The sequence below is a fragment of the Niastella soli genome, from assembly GCF_017742245.1.
GTDB classification, from domain to species: Bacteria; Bacteroidota; Bacteroidia; order Chitinophagales; family Chitinophagaceae; genus Niastella; species Niastella soli.
Window position 1 is genome coordinate 183,673 of record NZ_JAGHKO010000002.1, and the last position, 20,679, is coordinate 204,351.

Genomic DNA, 20,679 nt, shown 5'->3' on the forward strand with positions numbered 1-20,679 from the left:
CAATTAAAGATTCTTTATCTCCCCTATCAGGTCCTGCAATACTTTTTTGGCGTCGCCAAAAAGCATAGAGGTTTTGGGTTGAAAGAAAAGGTCGTTCTCAATACCGGCATAACCTGGTTTCATACTGCGTTTGTTCACGACCACGTTTTTGGCCAGTTCCACATCAAGAATAGGCATCCCATATATGGGGGAAGAAGGATCTGTTTTAGCGGCGGGGTTCACCACATCATTCGCACCCAGGATCAACACTATATCGGTGGTAGGGAATTCGTCATTGGCCTGCTCCATCTCCAACAGTTTATCATAATTCACATCGGCTTCCGCCAGCAACACGTTCATATGGCCCGGCATACGGCCCGCGACCGGGTGAATGGCATATTTCACCTCTACCCCTTTGCTTTCCAACAATTTTTCCAGTTCATGACAGGCATGTTGCGCCTGCGCAACTGCCAGTCCATACCCCGGAACGATCAATACTTTACTGGCATAGCTCATTACCACGGCGGTATCGCTTAAGGTGATCTCTTTAAATGAGCCCTGGTCTTTTTTAACGCCAGCAGCAACAGTTGAACCACCAAATGATCCTATCAGTACATTCTTCAGGGAGCGGTTCATAGCTTTACACATCAGGATGGTAAGCAGGGTACCGGCAGCACCAACCAGGATACCACCCGTTAACATTACTTTGTTGTTGTATAAAAAACCGCCACAGGCTGCCGCCACACCGGTAAAGGAGTTCAATAATGAAATTACCACCGGCATATCGGCCCCGCCAATAGGCATTACAAACAGCACCCCATATATCAGGGCCAACCCAACAGTAACATAAAACAGCAGCTGCGCATAACCAACATTATATTGATAAGTAAATACCGCGGCCGCCAACACCAGCAATAATACCAGCAGGTTTACAATATGCTGCCCCCGGAACGACATGTCTTTGATCTTACCGCTCAACTTCCCCCAGGCGATCATACTACCAGCAAAGGATACGCTGCCGATAATAGCGCCTGCTATGATGGTCAAATAATGACCGGCTTGCACAAAATCGCTCAGCCACGCGGTCTCAACGGCTCTATATGTTTGATAGATATGATCAAATTCCACGGTTGAGATCAGTGCCGCACAGGCGCCGCCCATACCATTGAACATACTCACCATCTCGGGCATGGCCGTCATCTTTACTTTTTTGGCGCTCAGGGTACCAATAATACCACCCACCAGGATGCCTCCAAAGATCCAGGGATAATTGCCCAGCTTTTTACCCTCTTCTTCATATAGAAAAATAGTTCCAACAATAGCGATCGCCATGCCTGCCGCTGCCAGCAGGTTACCATTACGGGCTGTTGCGGGGTTCGATAACATTTTTAATCCTATGATAAACGTAACCGAACCAAACAGGTAACACAGGGTTAGTATACTTACTTCCATATTTCTTTATTACTTGCTGCTTGTGTTTTGTTTTTTGCCTTTTCCTTTGAACATTTCCAGCATACGGTTGGTCACTACAAATCCACCTACCACGTTCAACGTACCTACTACCACAGCCAGGAAACCAAGAATGAGCGCCAAATAGTTATTATGGTCCGCCTTCCCCATTACGATAATGGCACCGATGATCACCACCCCATGTATGGCATTGGCGCCACTCATTAACGGGGTATGCAATACACTGGGCACATGACCGATGACCTCGATACCTACGAAGATCATCAGTATAACAATGTAGATCATCTGCTGATTGTCAGCTATCCATCTTAAAACTGATTCCATACAAAGAGTTTGTGAGTTTTTTAATTCGGCAGTCCTGAATCCCCGACAAGTCGGGGCTGGCTGGCAAACGGCAAACGTGAAACGGCAGACGGTTCGCGACATTTGAAATTAATAACTAATTTGAGCCGCCCGAAATTCATTGCCTTCTGCCTTCTGCCTTCTGCCTTCTGCCTTCTGCCTTCTGCCTTCTGCCTGATCAACTGGTTAACTGGTTAGTTGATTAACTCTCTCATGCACTACTTCGCCATTAAAGGTGATACAACAACCCTTAACCAGGTCATCGTTCATGTTTAAATTGAGGTTACCTTCCTTATCAATGATAAGTTGTAAAAAGTTCAGCAGGTTTTTGCCATACAATTTACTGGCATCAGAGGGCATGGAAGCTGCCAGGTTGCTGTTCCCTATAATGTGTATGCCCTTATATAGTACAGTTTGATCATTTTTTGTAACCGGCGTATTACCACCAGTAGCTGCTGCCAGGTCAATGATCACCGATCCTACGCGCATGCGTTGCAGCATTTCTTCTGTTATCAGGATGGGGGCTTTTTTACCTGGTATTTGCGCTGTGGTGATCACAATATCAGACTTGGCAATGCTTTCTGCAATGCGTTGTTGCTGGCGTTGCTGATAATCGGCTGATTGTTCTACGGCATATCCACCTGCTTTGGAGGCATCGGCCGCACCTTCCACCTCGATAAATTTAGCACCCAAGCTCATTACTTCTTCTTTTACTGCGGGCCGGGTATCAAACACTTCCACCACTGCACCCAACCGGCGGGCGGTGGCTATGGCCTGTAAACCAGCCACACCAGCTCCGAGTATCAATAATTTGGCAGGCGCAATACTTCCGGCAGCAGTCATAAACATAGGAAAATAGCGGCCGTAAGAATTAGCGGCCAGTAACACGGCTTTATAACCGGCAATATTGGCCTGGGAACTCAACACATCCATACTTTGTGCCCGGGTGGTGCGCGGCAGCATATCCAAACTAAACGTGGTAATACCCTGCTTTGCCCATTGTTGCATCACCGATACATTGAATAAAGGTTGATACACCCCAATAATGACCTTTGATGAAGCTTTGGCAGCTTCAGGAAAGGGATGAATGGCTACCAGGATATCGGATGATTGAATAATTTCTGCTCTGCTTTTAATAGCCGCACCAGAACTAACATATTCTTCATCGTTATGAAATGCTTTTTCGCCAGCGCCCGATTCAACAATTACAGTAATGCCTTTTTTGGTAAGCGCAGTTACAGTTTCGGGCAAGAATGATACGCGGGATTCTTCAGATGGTTCTTTTAAAACTCCAATCGTCATAATCAGGTAGTAGTTATATGATTCAAGGTAAGCAAAATTTAAGTTATGTGCACGCCTACGCCTGAAATGACTTTTTATTGTGACCGCATTGAAATATTGACCTGGCACATCCACAATGACTATGCCAGCGCTTGCTGCGCTTCATTTTCTCTAATACAAACCATAATATGTTATCGAATAATTAAAATCGAATGGTGAAATCCTGTTTTATTTTAAACTGGTCATTGAAGAAAACCAATCCGACAAAAAACAGGTCGACAGAAAGCTGCACTGCAGGGTGTTCTTTAATAGCAGCCCATGCCTGTTCCATTTCCTGACTCCAGTGAATATCATCAAAGACAACCACGCTGGTAGCGTTCAGATGCGGCAATAGCTGGTTAAAATATCTTAGGGTGGGTTCATACCGGTGGTTGCCATCAATAAAAACCAGATCGAGTGAGGAAACAGCATTGAGAATATCAGGCAACGTATCATCAAAATTGCCTACCACCTGTTGAATGGAAGAAAGTTGCAGGGATTGAAAGTTCCTTTTTGCCTGGTCGGCAATGGCGGCACTTCCTTCAGCCGTGATCAGTCGTGCTTTGGGATTGGCCAATGCCATATAAGCGGTGGTAATTCCCAGTGAGGTACCCAATTCCAGGATAGTATTGGGTTGATAATAATTTACGATGCGAAATAACAGCCGCGCCCATTTTTTTGATTTGGCCGAATGCCGTGCAATGGATGCAATGGACCGCTGATTTGTTTTATTAATAGTGGAACCGGCGCCAAAATCTTCCACTTCAATCAGCGTATTATCGTGCAATAATCTCCGCCGTATCGCTTCTACCTGGTTATATGCATAAAAATTCCGCTTATCTATCAATACCCGCCGCACAAAATCATACACAAAAGGGGAATGAATACCATGCCCTTTTCCATTCAATGCAGATACGTAGTAAGATGAATATTTTTTTAAAAGCTGCCAGGTAGAAAACATGAGAAAATTAAAAATTAGAAATAAGAGATTAGAACCGTGTTCGTCGCCAGCGACTTTTCATTTCTCATTTCCCGTCCTTCCTTTGCCAAACCTGAAAACTATACGCATAAGCGTGTTTTTCATCGGCAGTGAAATCCAGTTGAGAAAGCAGGTCCCAATCGGCAAAGTTCATTTGAGGGAAGTAAGCATCCGCTTCTATAGTTGTATGAACGCGGGTAAGATAAACGCGTTGAGTGAGCGGTAGGGTTTGTTTGTAAATTTCACCACCACCTATTATAAACGCTTCTTTGGCATCGGTGCCGGCAGCTACTGTGATAGCCCCCTTCAGGTCATGCACCACAAATGCGCCTTCAGGCTGCCAATCCGTTTGACGGGTAATTACAATGTTGGTTCTGCCGGCTAATGGTTTACCCAGTGATTCAAACGTTTTTCTACCCATGATCACCGGCATACCCCAGGTGGTATTTTTAAAAAACTTTGTATCGTTGGGCAACGACCATAGTAACTGATTATTCTTTCCTATTGCGTTATTATCGGCCGCTGCGACCACCTGGCTTAAGATCATATAAATGTTGAATTGAATAATGAATGCCTGCCCGACGAAACCTTGCGTTGCTCTCCGAATCCGCCGCGGCGGAGAAGGAGGGGCGAAGGCGGGTTGAATATTTTAAACTGCTACCGGCGCTTTAATAGCCGGATGACTTTGATAATTGAGCAGGGTAAAATCTTCGTATTTGAAATCAAAAATATTTGTTATTGCCGGATTGAGTTGCATGGTAGGCAACGGGTACGGCGTACGGGTAAGCTGAAGATCCACCTGCTCCATATGATTGCTGTAAATATGTACATCGCCAAAAGTATGAATGAATTCGCCCGGCTCCAGATCACATACCTGAGCAATCATCAGGGTCAATAAAGCATAAGATGCAATATTGAAGGGAACGCCCAAAAATACATCTGCCGACCGCTGGTACAACTGGCAGGATAATCTTGGCTTACCTCCCGTTTGTGCGGGCGCCACATAAAACTGGAATAATACATGACAGGGCATCAATGCCATATTAGGCAATTCGGCCACATTCCAGGCGCTAACCATAAGACGGCGGCTGTCGGGATTGGTCTTTATCTGACGGATCACATCCGTGATCTGGTCAATGGTTTGGGCTCCCTCGCCTCCTGCCGACCAGCTGCGCCATTGCTTGCCATAAACAGGTCCTAATTCTCCCTGTTCATTGGCCCATTCGTCCCAAATGCGAACCCCGTTATCTTTCAGATATTTGATATTGGTTTCCCCTTTCAGGAACCATAACAATTCATGAATAATACTTTTAAGATGCAATTTTTTGGTAGTGACCAGCGGAAACCCCTGCTGCAGATCAAAACGCATCTGGTATCCAAAACAACTAGTAGTGCCCGTACCGGTACGGTCTGATTTATAAACACCGGTTTCCTTGATATGCTTTAAAAGCGCCAGGTATTGCTCCATGGCCGCAAGGTACGAAAACTGTGATCGTTACAGGTGAGACAGGATGACATGGGGAAAGGCTGTGAATAGGGGAATCGGCAGTCGGTAGTCGGCAATCCGCAGTCCGTAATCGGTCTCGGCTCAGCCGAGAGCAATCGGCAGTTCAAAGTCGTGAAACGGGGAAATCCCGACAAGCCGGGACGGGCTGTGAATTAAAACCTGGATCCTCGCAGCGCTCGGTCTCCGTTCAGGTTTTTTGACTGTATCTCGCGGTATCCGGTGATTGGCAACCGGAATTAGGTAAGCAGTTTGCTCTCCAGCTTTACCCCCTTTAGGGGGCAGGAAAGATAAGCAGTTAGTTTCGGCTCTCCCGCCAGTTGGCGGGATCCCGACTTGTCGGGAGAGGCTGGAAACAAGCAGTTGGTTCCAGTTCTTTACTGATAGATAACCATTTATAATTTAAGCCTGAAACAAGTATTGTATTTCCCTGTAGCCGATGATTGGCAACAGGTAATCAGGTAAGCAGTTAGTCTCGGCTCCTGCGCCAGTTGGCGGAATCCCGACTTGTCGGGAGAGGCTGAAGGCTAATGGCCAGCCAGGTTAAACCCATTTCCATTTATCACATGGCCATTGGAGCCATTATTGCCACTTCCATTAACCTTGATGCCGTTTTGTTGTGAAGCCGGTGGATTGCTCAATGATTTTGACAGATCGCCATAGATCTTCGACAGTAACTGATTATTCGTGATCAGTTTACCCTCGAGGTCTTTGGTTTTTTGTTGTTCGCGGTGTAATGATTCCTGCAGTGAGGTGATCATATTTTGTTTGTCATCCAGCACCAGTTGCAGTACAGCCTGTTGTTGTTGTACTTCGTGCAGGTTACGCTCCAGGTTCTCTATATGACCGGCTTTTGAACGCAGGTTGTCCTGATGCTGTCTGTTCTCTTCGCGGCTGCGTTCAACGGCTTGTTGCCAGGCAGAAACCTCCTCGCGTTGCTGGTGCAGCTCTTCCTTCATCGCATGTACTTCCCGCTCAAAATTCTCCCGCGCTGTTTGGTTTTGCTGAACCAAGACAGTTTTATCAGCTGCCTCTTTTTCTACTTCGCGGAAAGTTTTAATTCGTTGCTCCAGCTGGTTTTGCAGGAACTCGATCTGCAGTTTCTTTTCCTGCAATACATCCTGTAAATAAGTTTGATCGGTGATCTTGTTCTTTAACGAGGTCTTTTCTTCTTCTGCTGTTGTAAGAAGACCCTGCAATTCTTTTATCTGTTGTTCATAAGTACCAAACTTCTGCTCCCCGCTGGTGTGCACTTTTTGCTGCAGTACTACATTCTCATCTTTTAATTGCTGAATGGTCTTTTGCAATTGTTGTAATTGCACTGACAGATCAGTCTTTTCACTCTTATACTGCACGCCCAGTTCATCAACCTGTTTGGCGTAATAGCGTTGTAATTCCTCCGTTTCCGATTGTGAAGTTTTTGCTGAATATTCCATGTTCTTCAGCAGGTTCTCCAAACGGGTAACCTCCGCGGCACTCTTTTCTCTTAATTCCTGCTGAGTGCGCAGTTTATCCTGCAATTGCCTAACCGAATCCTGTAACTGTTGAACCTGTTGCTGGCTTAGGGCCAATGCCTCCGGTATCTGCTGTTCTCCTTCAATCAGTTTGGCATTTGTCTGTGCATTTTCCAATGATTGTTGCAGTTGCGTTACCTTCAATTTATACCCATTTAACTCCAGTTGCAAACGGGTGCTGGCATCGTCATTCTGCTTTTCGGTGCTGTATGCTTTATTAAGAAGATCGGAGTATTTTCCTTCCAGTTCGCGAAAATCCTGTTCAAGCGTTGCATAGTTCTCGCGATACCGGCGAACCTCCTGCTCGTACTTTTTGATCAGAGGCTGATTATCAGGGTTAGTACCGCTTGATAACCAATCTGGCACCTGGTTGCCACTATTGGGCTCAGCTGCCATTACGGTATGAACCCCACCACCTTCCATGTAAGCAGGTTCGGCCCCATCGGCGCCCCTCTTTTTACGTTTGTAATGAAAGAAGGTGGTTACCAGGAATGCAATAACAGTCCCCGGAATAGCAATCCACAGAACGATCTGCAGAAACTGCTTTAACTCGTACATGGAAACGAGCAGGTATCCCAACATATAAGAAAATTTTAGGTACACGTTTAGCTTTCGAAACGACAGAGTGGCTTCAGAGGGACTGTTGGATTAAATTGATACTACGGTGTGGGGGGTGGTATGGCTGGTTACTTTATATAGCTACTCATAAAAAACCTACATAATACATTCCTTATTGTGCAATCTGAAAATTAAAATTGGCCCAGTTTTTTATGAACAGCTGTTAGCTCGTAAACAGCAAGTGTTTCAGGGTTCAATAATAATACCAAAAAAAGGTTAAAACAAGCATCTGACGCTTGTTTTTTCCACAAAAAGCGATGAAAAAATACGGTGATCGTTAACACATACTACCTTTAACATATATGATTTAGACTCCAGGTATAACAAAATTTTAAAGTTTCGTAGGGGTAAGGTTATTTTCAGTTGTCTCTTTTGCTAAAACTTTATTGGAAGCAATTATATTTGGAGCGGATTATCAACGCATTAAAGTGGCCATCCCAAATACTACTACCATTAAGCCGCTGTCGGCCGACAGCGAGAAGGAATTTGAACTACTTTTTAAAGAACACTTTAAAAGCTTATATGCCTATGCTTTCACTATTTTGAAGAATGAGGCTATTGCCGAAGAGACCGTACAAAACGTGTTTTATAAAATATGGGAGAAGAAGGTACCTGACAACATACAAACGTCATTAAAGGCCTATTTGTATAAGGCAGTGTACCACGAAAGCCTGAATTACCTGAAACATCAGAAAATAAAGGCCCGGTATCAAATGCATGTTATGAATCAATCAAATAATCATAACGATCAGGGTGCATCCCGGAAAATACTGGTGAAGGAACTGGAAGAAAAATTACGTGATGCCATGAATGCCCTTCCTCAGCAATGCCGTACCATTTTTCAATTAAGCCGTTTTGAAGGACTTAAATACCAGGAAATTGCCGATCAGTTAGGGATTTCAGTAAAAACCGTTGAAAACCAGATGGGCAAAGCCCTCAAACTGTTACGAACAAAACTGATCGACTATTTACCAATTTTTATCCTGGCATTATTCTATCTATAACACACATGACAACTAAATAAAATTACCTTATTGAAAAGCTATACACAACATATGGATGATCTGCTGGTAAAGCATATTACCGGTGAAGCTACGGCGGCAGAAGCCCTGGAGGTGGAAAAGTGGCTGGCCGACGATGAGGCAAACAAGCATTATTTTGAACATTTCAAATTGATTTGGGAAGAAAGTGTGCAACTGGCCACCACCACGCAGATCGATGAACAGGCGGCCTGGAAACGATTTCAAAACCGCGTACAGGAAGGATCGTTCACCCCACAAAAAGCCAGGATCTGGTCATTGAACAGTCCAGCATTACGGGCTGCGGTGATCACCGGATTGGTTATTGGTATTGCGGCCCTCACCTATTTCCTGTTCCATAACAATCCCGGCAATGTGCTGGCCATGGCTACTATTCAGGCAAACAATCAGGTTAAGTCTGACTCCCTGCCAGATGGCTCCATTGTAACTTTGAACAAACATTCACAAGTATCTTTTCCTGAAAAATTCACCAACGACAAAAGAGTACTGCAACTAAACGGGGAAGCCTTCTTTAAAGTTAAACCTGATAAGAAAAAACCTTTTGAAGTACATACCAACAATGTAACAATCACTGTTGTAGGCACTTCCTTCAACGTAAGAAGCCGGGGCGATACCACCGAAATAATTGTAGAGACCGGTTTGGTGGAAGTAACCACCGATAAACAAACCGTGTTACTGAAAGCAGGTCAAAAAGCAATTACCGGCATTAGTGAAGACATTTTGCAAAAACAATCAAATACCGATCAGCTATACAACTACTACCGCAGTAAAAAGTTTGTTTGCGAAAACACGCCTTTATGGAAGCTGGTCGATAAGCTCAATGAAGCATATGAAGTGCAAATTATTTTTGGTAAACAGGAATTGCGCGACCTGCCGCTTACCACTACTTTTGACAATGAACCGCTTGACAAAATTCTAAATATCCTTAGCACAACTTTTAATATCTCTGTAGTAAAAGAAAAAGGACAAATCATACTACGCTAACCTGCATGCAGAATTAATAACCATGACAAAACTACGGGGAGTTCTTCCCACGATTATTGGATTATTTTGTCTTAACGTCAACGTATTAGCACAAAACCTGCTTGATAAAAGGATTACTATCGATGCCAGCAACCAACGGCTGTCTGAAGTATTAAAACAGATCAGCAGCAAAGGAAATTTTTATTTCTCCTACAATAGCAACATTATTGCCAATGACAGCCTGATCTCTTTGTCGGCCTACAACAGGACCATAAAACAGGTACTTGATCAGTTATGTGGCAACCAGTACAAATGGCAACAAAGCAACAACTATATAATATTACGGAAAGCACCTATAACACCCCCTGCAACGGTAACCAGCCCCATTCCCAGTGCTGAAAAATTATACACTGTTACCGGATATATCCTGAATAGTGAAACCGGTGAAAAAGTAGGGAATGTAACCATTTACGAAAAACAACGCCTGGTCTCTACCATGTCAGATGAGAAAGGCTTTTTCAAAATAAAACTGAAAAGCAGGTACAGCACGGCCACCCTTACAATAAGCCGCGAGTTGTTTGAAGACACTACCGTTGTTATCAAACCCAAATACGACCAGCAGGTAAACATCGCCATGACGCCGGTTGAAACGAGTGATCCGGTAGTGACCATTAGTCCTATCGAAAATGAATTACCCGATACCATTGTAATTAAAACCCCAGGCGATACGCTTACTGCACAATCCATTACAAAAGAAGAGATCAACCGGGTTGAAAAATCACGCTGGGGTAAATTTCTGTTATCGGCCAAACAAAATATTCAAAGTATCAACCTGAAGAAATTCATGGCCGACCGTACCTTCCAGGTTTCATTAACGCCCGGTTTAAGTACGCATGGAAATTTAAGTGCCCAGGTGGTGAACACTGTTTCAGTGAACGTTATTGGTGGTTATACAGCCGGTGTAAATGGAGTTGAATTGGGGGGCGCCTTCAACATCAATAAAACAGATGTGAAATATGTGCAGGCAGCCGGTCTATTAAACTTTACCGGTGGGTCTGTCAAAGGCGTGCAACTGGCAGGCTTACATAATCATGTGTTGGGCAATGTGGAAATTGTGCAGGCATCGGGCATAGCCAATTTTGTTAAAGGGAATGTAACCGGTACTCAACTGACCGGCATATATAACCATGTAAGTAAAGATGTAAAAGGGTTGCAGGCAGCAGGTATTGCCAACTTTGTAAAGGGTAATGCTACCGGCGTTCAAATGAGCAGCATTTACAACCATGTAGCTGGTTCATTTACCGGATTACAGGTCAGCAATATTTCCAATTTTGTGTATGGTAAATTCACTGGCGTTCAATTAAGTAATATATACAATGTTTGTTACGACAGCCTGTCTGGTTTTCAGGCCACCAATATTATAAACTTTGCGCACAAACAGGTTTCAGGCGTACAGTTATCGGTCATTGGGAATGTGGCCACCCGGGAACTAAAAGGCGCCCAATTTGGTTTATTCAATTACGCAAAAAATTTACGTGGGTTCCAATTGGGACTTATTAATGTGGCTGACACATCTGATGGGTATAGCCTCGGGTTGGTCAACATCGTATTTAAAGGTTATCATAAAATAACTTTTTCTACCAACGAAACCATGCGCTTCAATGCAGCCTTTAAAACAGGGAACAGCAAACTTTACAGCATACTGTTAATGGGTTTCGATCAGAAAAAATTATCAGAAGAAGACTCTGCCAATGTATTTTCTCTTGGTTATGGTTTGGGACATGAATTTTCGCTTGGCAAATGGTTTAGTATCAATCCTGAATTCACTTCACAATACCTGTATCTGGGAAACTATAAGAGCACTAATGTGATGAACAAATTACATGTACAATTCAACATTAAGTTTGGCAAATACTTTTCCATCTTTGGAGGTCCTTCCTTTACCACATTTTATTCTGACCAATCAAAAACATATTCAGGCTGGAACTATCCCATCCCTTCATCGGGTTATCACACATTTGAATTATGGAGCCATGACGTAAGAGGTTGGATCGGTTGGAATGCCGGCATCAGCCTCTTCTAACAACAATAAATTTTACTAAGTCACATAGGGGATCAACTTTACTGAGTTGTCATACTGCAAATAATATTTCTATGATAAATGGGAAATTTGCAGTATGCCTTGGCGCATGCATTTTATTGAAGTCTGTTTCGTTTGCACAATCAACAACCAGTAACCCCTATAATATAACCGTGCCTGTACGGGCAGGTGTTCTGCCTAATATTAGTACGCAGGGTAAAAATGATATGTTCACCACCAGTAATTTTTCGTTGAACATCTTCGGAGGATACACTGGCAGCGTAAATGGCCTTGAACTCGGTGGCTGGTTCAATATCGATAAAAGAAACCTGCAGGGTGTTCAGGCCGCAGGCTTTTTCAATGTAACCAATGGCGATGTAAAGGGGTTACAATTGGGCGGTTTGTTCAATGGCGCAAAAAATAATGTTACGGGCGCACAGGTTGGCGGTCTTTTCAACTATACTGATAAGAACGCTAATGGCATGCAAACCGCTGGCATCTATAACCATGTATCGGGCACTTTCAATGGGTTTCAAACAGCTGGTATTTGTAATTATACCCAGCAATCGGTAAAAGGCATGCAATTAGCAGGCATTACAAACATCAATACCAGTGTCACCAAAGGGGTTCAGATAGCAGGTATTTTTAATTACACAAAACATTTAAAGGGCTTTCAATTGGGTCTGATCAATATGGCCGATACTTCAGATGGCTATAGCATTGGCCTGTTAAACATTGTAAAAAAAGGATATCATAAGATCACACTCAGCACTAATGAAGTATTGAATGTCAATCTCGCTATAAAATCGGGCAACGCCAAATTGTACAACATCTTAATGGTAGGCATCAATGCCGGCGACAATGATAAGATCTTTTCTTACGGCTATGGTCTTGGACATGAAATGAAAGTCAACAACTGGCTTACGGTAAACCCTGAGCTTTCCACACAGTACCTGTACCTGGGTAACTGGAACTATTTAAATCTGTTAAGCAAATGTCAGGTACTGGCTACCGTTAAATTAACACGCGGCCTCGCCCTATTTGGCGGACCTGCCTTTTCTGTTTACTACTCCGATCAGCCTGAAGCTGAAAAAGGATATAAATTCCAAATACCAGGCAGCAGCTATCACACTTACGATCTTGGGCACAATAACGTAACGGGATGGATTGGCTGGACAGCGGGGGTTAGCTTTCTATAATGGCCTTTTGTTATAACGAGCGCCAGTGGTGAAATCAAGTTATTGAGTTATTGAGTTATTGAGTTATTGAGTTATTGAGTTATTGAGTTATTGAGTTAGGCTCGCGATAACTTATGAACCCAATAACTTAATAACCTAAAAACTAAATAACCTGCTCCAATTCCCTACTAATATTTTCTAATTAAGCATAGGGGTATGTATTCATCGAATTGTCTCACTAGCAAAAGTAACCACCCATGGTCATCAACAGCAAAATGATCACCTTGCTTATGGCAGGTATGCTATATTGTATAACAACCATTGCGCAACTAACGCAAAACATCAGGGGCACTGTAACTGATCAGCTGCTACAAACGTCTATTGCAGGTGCAACAGTTGTTATAACCGGCACTGACAAAAAAGTAATTGCCGATTCGCTGGGCAATTTCAGAATACCCAATGTGGCAGCAGGCACCTACACCCTGTTGATCACTCACATCAATTATACCGATGCTGTTGCCAGTAATATTGTAGTTAATACCGGTAAGCAGGTTGTATTGACCATTGCTATGGAAACAAAGGTGCGGGCAGAAAAAGCAGTGGTAGTGACTGCAGGCAGTAAAAAGAACCGGCCGCTCAATGACATGAGCGTCGTAAGCGCCCGTGCATTCACCGTTGAAGAAACACAGAAATATGCGGCAGCAGTGAATGACCCCTTACGGATGGTTACAGGTTTTGCCGGAGTAGCCAGCGCCGACGATGGCGGTAATGATATCGTGATCAGGGGAAATGCGCCAACAGGTTTATTATGGCGCATGGAAGGTGTTGACATACCCAACCCCAATCACTTTAGTGAAGCAGGCGGTAGCGGCGGAGGCATTTCTATTTTAAGCTCCCAAACGCTGGCTAACAGCGATTTTATAACTGGTGCGTTTGCCGCTGAATATGGCAATGCGTTAAGCGGTGTCTTTGACCTGAAACTCAGAAAAGGCAATAATGAAAAAAACGAGTATGCGCTGCAGGCGGGTTTTCTGGGACTGAATGCTGCAGCCGAAGGCCCCCTGTCTGCATCGCATAAGGGCTCCTACCTGGTGAATTACCGGTACTCTACCCTGTCGTTGTTAAACAAAATGGGGCTCGACCTGTCGCAGGGCGCTACCAACTTTCAGGACCTTTCGTATAATATTTATCTCCCCACAAAAAATAAAGGAATTTTTACGGTGTTTGGTTTTGGCGGATTGAGTTCCGACAACCAAAATATCGAAACCGATAGTTCTAAATGGGAAATGCAGGATGACCGGTACGCCGGTAAATTCATAGCGAATACTGGCGCTACCGGCATCACGCATACTATCCCTGTCGACGATCAAACCACCCTGAAATCGGCACTGGCATTTTCCTATACCGCCAATTCTTATAACGAGAAATATGTAGAGAGCAGTAAAAGCATTGTAGACAACTACAAGGATAATTACATCACTAAAAAGATCCTGGTCTCTTCTACCCTCAATCATAAGGTAAATGCAAGCAATGCCCTGAGGGCAGGCGCCTATGTAAATTTCATCTTTTTTAAATATTACAAACAATCGAAGGAAAACCCCAATGCCCCCCTGCTCGAAAACATCAACACCAGCGGTAATACACAAACGGTGCAGGCTTTTGTACAATGGCAATACAAACCATATAACAACCTCACCTTTAACGTGGGCATGCATTACCTGGCTTTGTTGTACAACAACACGGGTTCTGCCGAACCAAGGGCTTCCGTTAAATGGGATCCCGATAATAAAAGCTCCCTGGCCTTCGGATATGGTTTGCATAGCCAGTTACAGCCCCTGGGAGTATATTTTGCAAAGGACCTCAATGGCCAGTCGCCCAACCAATATATTGATCTTACTAAAGCACATCACTTTGTACTTTCCTATAGCCGGTTAGTAGGTTACAAATTGCGGGCAAAGGCAGAGATCTATTATCAGCATTTATTTGATGTACCGGTAACTGTAGACGTCAATAAAACCTTTTCTACCCTTAATATTCAAAACGAATTTATAACCGACCCGCTTACTAATAATGGCAAAGGCAGAAACTATGGTATTGAGTTAACGCTGGAAAAATACCTGGATAATAATCTTTATTATACAGTAAATGGCTCCTTTTATCAATCGAAATATACCGCAGCGGATGGAATAGAAAGAAATACCCGCTATAATGGCAATTATCTTTTCAATACGGTGGCAGGAAAGGAATTTCCCTTATCGGGTCAACGAAAGGTATTGGGTATAAATTGTAAGATCATTTATGCCGGCGGCTATCGCACCACGCCCATCGACCTGCCAGCATCACAACAGGAAGGTTATACTATTTATAAAGAAAAGGAAGCATTCAGTTTGCAAAACCAGGCTTACTTCCGTCCCGACTGCCGCATTAGTCTGAAATGGAACCGCCAATGCCTTACCAGTACGCTTTCACTCGATATTCAAAATGTAATAAACCGGAAAAACATTTACAATCAAAAGTATGACCTGTTAAAAGGCACAACGATCACCAATTATCAAAACGGGATGATCCCGATACTGAACTATAAAGTAGAATGGTAAACAACAAACAAAAATCCTTAACAATTCATTTCCCAATTATTAATATAACAACCATGAAAAATTCCCATTTAGCGCTCTGTGCAATTGTATTGTTCATCGTTTCTTCCTCGTGCAAAAAGATCACCGGGAAAGGCCCGGTAGTGGTAGAAAGCCGGCAAACTGCTACCTTTGATGGATTGAATGTTAAAATACCAGCAGAAGTTTATTTTAAACAGGATTCCGCATTCAAAATAGAAATACAGGCCCAGGAAAACATCCTGGAGGAAATAGAGACCGCTGTTATCAACAACGAGCTCCAGGTCCGTTTCCGCCATGGCGATACCAAAATTCGCAGCAGTGATGGCATTTCCGTATTTGTAAATGGACCAGATGTACGGTCTTTCACCGTTGACGGTTCCGGTTACCTGGAAATACCCAACCTGATAACACCTGCCAACCTGGGTTTACACGTAAAAGGCTCCGGCAACATCAAGGTTAACAATGTAACCACCACAGAAGTAAATGCCGATATCGATGGCTCAGGCATCATAACCGTTAACAGCGGCAATGCCAATACGAACAATCTTCGGATAAGCGGAAGCGCATTATTGAATGCATCAGGTTTAATGGTAAAAGATGCGCGGGCCAGCATCAAAGGATCGGGCAATATTCAATTGTTTGCCACCCAAACATTAGATGCAAGCATCTCGGGCAGCGGCAGCATTTTATATAAAGGGTCGCCTGCCGTTACTACACACGTTTCCGGATCAGGGACTGTATCAAAATTGTAACCTGACTACACTTATACTAATTTTTATAACAAAAAACATCAGTTAACAATAAGATAATATAGAGTTAATATCATTTAACGTGTAAGCCAATTAAATGGTTGACATTTATCAAAAACATGCACGTTTTTTCCACAAAGCCATATAAATAATCCACAACCCATTTTACTATGTATGAACAGGTATATTTTTGACGGGAGGTTCCTAATAATTTCTTAACCCGCTAATTGTCGCATTATGAAATGGGTGTATGTTAATCAGCCGTCTGTTTATATTAGAAAATATCAATTAACAGAAGGCGATAATACTAAACTGGTAATTAAGTATAACCTGGACCAACAAACAGTACGAATTAGTAGCGAAGAAAATCACCGGCTCTTTTTTATTGACAAAACTGGATTATGGCACAACAAAACTATTCTGAAAAATGAATATGGCGTTGAAATTGGCAGACTGGGTATAGATAAGGTCCATGGTACCGGGATCATAGAAATTGAAGGAAAGAAATATTACTACACGTTGCAAAACAACTCGCACCTGATAGTATATGAACATTCAGTAACGATGCCGTTGGCTGTTTGTGACATGACTGAGGCTCCTTCCTTTGCTTCACTGTCGACCAACAAATACAGCAATGAGGAATATGCCTGCTTTTTACTGGGCATTTGCTGGTACCTGTTCCCACTCACTGCAGCCGAACACCATGAATTTACCGGAGCTTCCGTAGCTTAATTAATAAAATACGCTCCTTTACCTAAAAAGAGGATACACCCATGGTGTATCCTCTTTTTATTTACCCCCACCGGAGTCAGGTTGTAGTAGAGTGTTAGGGGAGTTGTCTGGGAATGGCCAGGAAGTTGTCTGATAGTTGTCTGATAGTTGTCTGATAGTTGTCTGATAGTTGTCTAAGAGTGGTCATACAGACTAGAGTCCTTAGAGCATCTCCAGAGCATCCCCAGAGCATCCTTAGAGCATCCTTAGAGCACTCCAAGGCAATATCCCGACCATTTAAGCTCACTCCCCTCCTATTTCCCCACCAGTATACCAGGATCTGTAAACTGGCTGTCCAGGGATATGCAAGCTATTTTCCCATGATTTTGATTTGATCCTCACCTGTTCAACAAGTGGTATATCACCAAAAAATAAATACTTTCAGAAAGTATTGAAAGTTTGAAACATTTCAATACTTTTGTCATGTCAAAGCGCAGTCAAGTATTAAAACTGCTTTTATGAACACGCTGTCGTACATCATATATCTGCTACTAACCTGGTTTATAACAGTTCACGTGGGATTGATCTTTTACCGAAATGGGAAAGGCTATATACTGAACCTGCTGCATGGAGAGGAAAAGCTTACCCTGTTCATAAACCGAACGCTGCTGACCGGCTACTATCTATTGAATCTTGGCTATGTCACCATCACCATTCGGTTTTGGAAACCGGTGCATACGTGGACAGAAGTAGTCAGCAGCATTTGTACCATGACCGGCAAAATAATGTGCATTCTTGCCATAATACATTTTTGCAATATGGCTATCCTCCTGTTCATTAGCCACCGTCATGAGAACACGAACACTAACAATAAAAATATAATTTTATGAACACGTCCCTGACATTTGTCGCTTATACAATTTACCTGCCCATAGTAATTTTTTTAACCTGGTACGTAGCGCACATTCTTTTTAAAAACAGCAAGATATTTATGCAGGACATCTTCAATGGTAAAACTGACATTGCGTTTTCTACCAACAAACTTTTTGAGACGGGTTTCTATTTGCTTAACCTGGGATTTGCATTAATAATAATGGAAATCACCCGCAACATTACCGACAGCCAAACCATGCTGGAAATATTAAGTACCAAGATCGGCGGGTTTAGCATCTATTTGGGCATTATGTTATTCTTTAACCTGTACCTGTTCTTCCGCGGCCGGAGGATCTCAAAGCAAAAAGCAAGGACGATAGATACATATACTCCGGCATCGTACGGCGGAAAATAGCAAAGGTTGACCAATAACTGGTGATAGTTGCAACAATAAAGAAGAGCCTCCCGATCAGATCGGGAGGCTCTCTTTTGCAAAAAACCGGCTTATAGTCAGTGCATGAATGTATTCCGGAGAACAGTTTTCTTATTGCCGTTATGTATGATAATGAAATAAACACCTTTTTGTAAGCCGGTATAATCTACGGGTAATGTATAGGTACCGGGTGCATAGGTTTTATTGGTCAATGTTTTTATTAACCGGCCATCAGTTGCATACAGGTTCACCATCACTTTTTCAAACGCAGCAACCCCGAACCGCAGGGTCGACAAGCCGGTTGATGGATTGGGCAGCACCATTGGTTTAACGGCTGCGGGGTCAACACTCGTGATTGGTGTTTCATTTTCCATTCTAGCTCCCGTAGCTGCACTACAGAATGCTTCAGTTGGGTTGGTCCCTGTAATTTCTATCCAGTCTATATTGGCAAACTCTGAAGCAACAGTTGTTTCCAATCTGATCTTGTTTGCCCCTGCCACCAGGGTTACCGGTATTTGAGCCGTGGTGGTCCAGGTGCTCCAGGTAGCGGTCTTCGGGAAGGAAACTGCCGCATTCACCTGCACCCCATTTACCAGCACCCTGGCCGTTGTAGCGCTTTGCGAACCCGCATTGGCATAGCGCCAAACGAGGTTGTAGGTACCAGCCGCTCCGGCGCTCACTGCCCAGGTAATACCCTGACCGCTCGAATTGCTCAGGTTTATGTAATAGCCGCCATCGGCGCCTGTATAGGTATTTTGTCTGGAACCATTGGCGCTGCAATAACCGGTACCTGTACCTGATTTATCATCAATACGCAAGGTAGTACCAGTACCGCCGCCACTGGTTGTAAAGTTGGCCGTAACACTGGTATTGGCATTCATGGTTACGGTGGTAGTTGCATTGGTACCACTGGCGCCACCGCTCCAACTACTGAAAACATAACCCGAAGCCGGGGTTGCGGTCAATGTAACCACAGTACCGGCTGCATAAGAAGTGGCATTCGGGCTGCGGGTAATTGAACCGCCGGCAGATGGATTCGCTGTGGTCGTCAACGTATAGGTAGTACCCGTACTATTGGTAAAGTTAGCAGTAACGCTGGTGTTTGCATTCATAGTAACAGTGGTAGTAGTATTGGTACCGCTGGCACCGCCACTCCAACCTGTGAAGGTATAACCCGATGCCGGGGTTGCAGTCAAAGTAACCATGGTACCTGGTGAATAAGAACTGGCGTTCGGACTACGGGAAATAGATCCACCAGCAGAAGGATTAGCAGAAGTGGTCAATACATACGAAGTACTGGTACCACAACCACATTGGGTGGGCGATGGTAAAGTGGCCCCTGCCCCGCAAGTGGCATTACTTACCAGCGCTTTCACATTGGCAGCCGGCGCTATACTCATGGAATAAGAAGGTGTAAAACTCGTACCACTGCCAGCTGTGTTGCCGGTAGTATTGTTATATACGTTATTCCGGGATGTAACAGCAGTAAAATTATTCTCATACAGATCGATAGGATCATTTACGCCATCAAAATAATTGCTCTCCACCAGGATATCGGCTTCCACACCGGCACGTACGCAATAATTTGTCTGCGGACTGTCGAATAAATTGTTCACCACATGTACCTGGCCAAAACGAACGCGAGGCATGCGCTCCACCGTACCTGAGGTCCACCAGTTGTATACCATCGTTACTTTCAGCCGGCCACGATCAGATGTTTTACTATCTGAATTACCGATCAAATTACAATACTGGTGATTTTGTGAAGCAGACGTATAATGGAATTTAGTCCAGGAGACCGTAACATAACTGGCGCCATTAGTAATGTCCATGTCACCGTCCTGCCCATCATAGATATCACAGTGGTCAATCCATACGTTATTAGTAGATGATCCATCGATCGTAATACAATCCACCCCGTCTACATCCACTGACCCAGGTCCCTGCACGATCATATTCCGGATGATCACATTGCTGGCCTTTATATCAAAGCCACCATACAATTTGGCGCCGGGCAAACCTATGATGGTTGTATTGGCAGCCACTTTTACGCGGGTACTAACACCTGAGCCCATAGTGCCGCTTACATATATAACCCTTGAACCCGAACCATTGGCCCGGGAAGTGAGGTCACTGATATTAGATACGGTTACAGGCGTTGCATTACCCCCACCGGTGGTGCCGCCATTTTGTGTACACCAGCCTACTGGCGCACATTGGTCCTGGGCATACGACAACGAAAAGAACGTCATCAATACACACAGCAGTGTAAATATTTTGCTTTTCATACAAGTTGTTTTTGATCAATTAA

General features: G+C 43.7%; 17 protein-coding genes. 9 read left to right on the forward strand and 8 right to left on the reverse strand.

Features of this window, described 5'->3' with window-relative positions; genetic code table 11:
- Positions 1-3: 3 nt before the first annotated feature.
- From J7I42_RS13320 to J7I42_RS13350, 7 genes are all read right to left on the reverse strand, one after another.
- A complete protein-coding gene (locus J7I42_RS13320; RefSeq protein ID WP_209139315.1) occupies positions 4-1,431 on the reverse strand; it encodes an NAD(P)(+) transhydrogenase (Re/Si-specific) subunit beta in 1,428 nt (475 codons plus the stop codon).
- A 9-nt stretch (positions 1,432-1,440) separates the two neighbouring features.
- Positions 1,441-1,773: an NAD(P) transhydrogenase subunit alpha gene (locus J7I42_RS13325; RefSeq protein WP_236065486.1), complete on the reverse strand. Its 333-nt coding sequence runs from the start codon at positions 1,771-1,773 to the stop codon at positions 1,441-1,443.
- Positions 1,774-1,977: 204 nt separating this feature from the next.
- A complete protein-coding gene (locus J7I42_RS13330) occupies positions 1,978-3,093 on the reverse strand; it encodes a Re/Si-specific NAD(P)(+) transhydrogenase subunit alpha (protein WP_209139316.1) in 1,116 nt (371 codons plus the stop codon).
- A 181-nt stretch (positions 3,094-3,274) separates the two neighbouring features.
- Positions 3,275-4,072 carry an O-methyltransferase gene (locus J7I42_RS13335; protein ID WP_209139317.1) on the reverse strand — a complete coding sequence of 266 codons (798 nt, stop codon included), beginning with the start codon at positions 4,070-4,072 and terminating at the stop codon, positions 3,275-3,277.
- A gap of 64 nt (positions 4,073-4,136) precedes the next feature.
- Entirely contained in the window at positions 4,137-4,637 is a 501-nt protein-coding gene (locus J7I42_RS13340) for a dihydrofolate reductase (protein ID WP_209139318.1), read from the reverse strand.
- A gap of 102 nt (positions 4,638-4,739) precedes the next feature.
- The gene (locus tag J7I42_RS13345) at positions 4,740-5,558 is read right to left on the reverse strand and encodes a thymidylate synthase (protein ID WP_209139319.1); all 819 of its coding nucleotides are present in this window, start codon (positions 5,556-5,558) and stop codon (positions 4,740-4,742) included.
- Between the two features lie 563 nt (positions 5,559-6,121).
- On the reverse strand, positions 6,122-7,690 hold the full coding sequence (locus tag J7I42_RS13350; RefSeq protein ID WP_209139320.1) for a hypothetical protein: 1,569 nt from the start codon (positions 7,688-7,690) through the stop codon (positions 6,122-6,124).
- Positions 7,691-8,112: 422 nt separating this feature from the next.
- Between J7I42_RS13350 and J7I42_RS13355 the strand changes: the two genes are divergently transcribed.
- The 9 genes from J7I42_RS13355 (at position 8,113) to J7I42_RS13395 (ending at position 18,350) form a co-directional block, all read left to right on the forward strand.
- The gene (locus J7I42_RS13355; RefSeq protein WP_209139321.1) at positions 8,113-8,730 is read left to right on the forward strand and encodes an RNA polymerase sigma-70 factor; all 618 of its coding nucleotides are present in this window, start codon (positions 8,113-8,115) and stop codon (positions 8,728-8,730) included.
- Positions 8,731-8,760: 30 nt separating this feature from the next.
- Positions 8,761-9,750: a FecR domain-containing protein gene (locus J7I42_RS13360; RefSeq protein ID WP_209139322.1), complete on the forward strand. Its 990-nt coding sequence runs from the start codon at positions 8,761-8,763 to the stop codon at positions 9,748-9,750.
- A 22-nt stretch (positions 9,751-9,772) separates the two neighbouring features.
- The gene (locus J7I42_RS13365; RefSeq protein WP_209139323.1) at positions 9,773-11,812 is read left to right on the forward strand and encodes an STN and carboxypeptidase regulatory-like domain-containing protein; all 2,040 of its coding nucleotides are present in this window, start codon (positions 9,773-9,775) and stop codon (positions 11,810-11,812) included.
- Positions 11,813-11,883: 71 nt separating this feature from the next.
- Positions 11,884-13,008, forward strand: coding sequence for a hypothetical protein (locus tag J7I42_RS13370; RefSeq protein ID WP_209139324.1), 1,125 nt, complete (start codon positions 11,884-11,886; stop codon positions 13,006-13,008).
- 236 nt (positions 13,009-13,244) lie between these two features.
- Positions 13,245-15,584: a TonB-dependent receptor gene (locus tag J7I42_RS13375; protein WP_209139325.1), complete on the forward strand. Its 2,340-nt coding sequence runs from the start codon at positions 13,245-13,247 to the stop codon at positions 15,582-15,584.
- A gap of 53 nt (positions 15,585-15,637) precedes the next feature.
- Positions 15,638-16,354, forward strand: coding sequence for a head GIN domain-containing protein (locus J7I42_RS13380; RefSeq protein ID WP_209139326.1), 717 nt, complete (start codon positions 15,638-15,640; stop codon positions 16,352-16,354).
- A gap of 234 nt (positions 16,355-16,588) precedes the next feature.
- Positions 16,589-17,083: a hypothetical protein gene (locus tag J7I42_RS13385; RefSeq protein ID WP_209139327.1), complete on the forward strand. Its 495-nt coding sequence runs from the start codon at positions 16,589-16,591 to the stop codon at positions 17,081-17,083.
- Positions 17,084-17,580: 497 nt separating this feature from the next.
- A complete protein-coding gene (locus J7I42_RS13390) occupies positions 17,581-17,952 on the forward strand; it encodes a hypothetical protein (protein WP_209139328.1) in 372 nt (123 codons plus the stop codon).
- Positions 17,949-18,350, forward strand: coding sequence for a hypothetical protein (locus tag J7I42_RS13395; protein ID WP_209139329.1), 402 nt, complete (start codon positions 17,949-17,951; stop codon positions 18,348-18,350). Before J7I42_RS13390 ends, J7I42_RS13395 begins: the two co-directional genes overlap by 4 nt.
- A gap of 95 nt (positions 18,351-18,445) precedes the next feature.
- Here the strand turns inward: J7I42_RS13395 and J7I42_RS13400 are convergent, their stop codons facing one another.
- On the reverse strand, positions 18,446-20,656 hold the full coding sequence (locus tag J7I42_RS13400) for an InlB B-repeat-containing protein (RefSeq protein ID WP_209139330.1): 2,211 nt from the start codon (positions 20,654-20,656) through the stop codon (positions 18,446-18,448).
- Between the last annotated feature and the right edge of the window lie 23 nt (positions 20,657-20,679).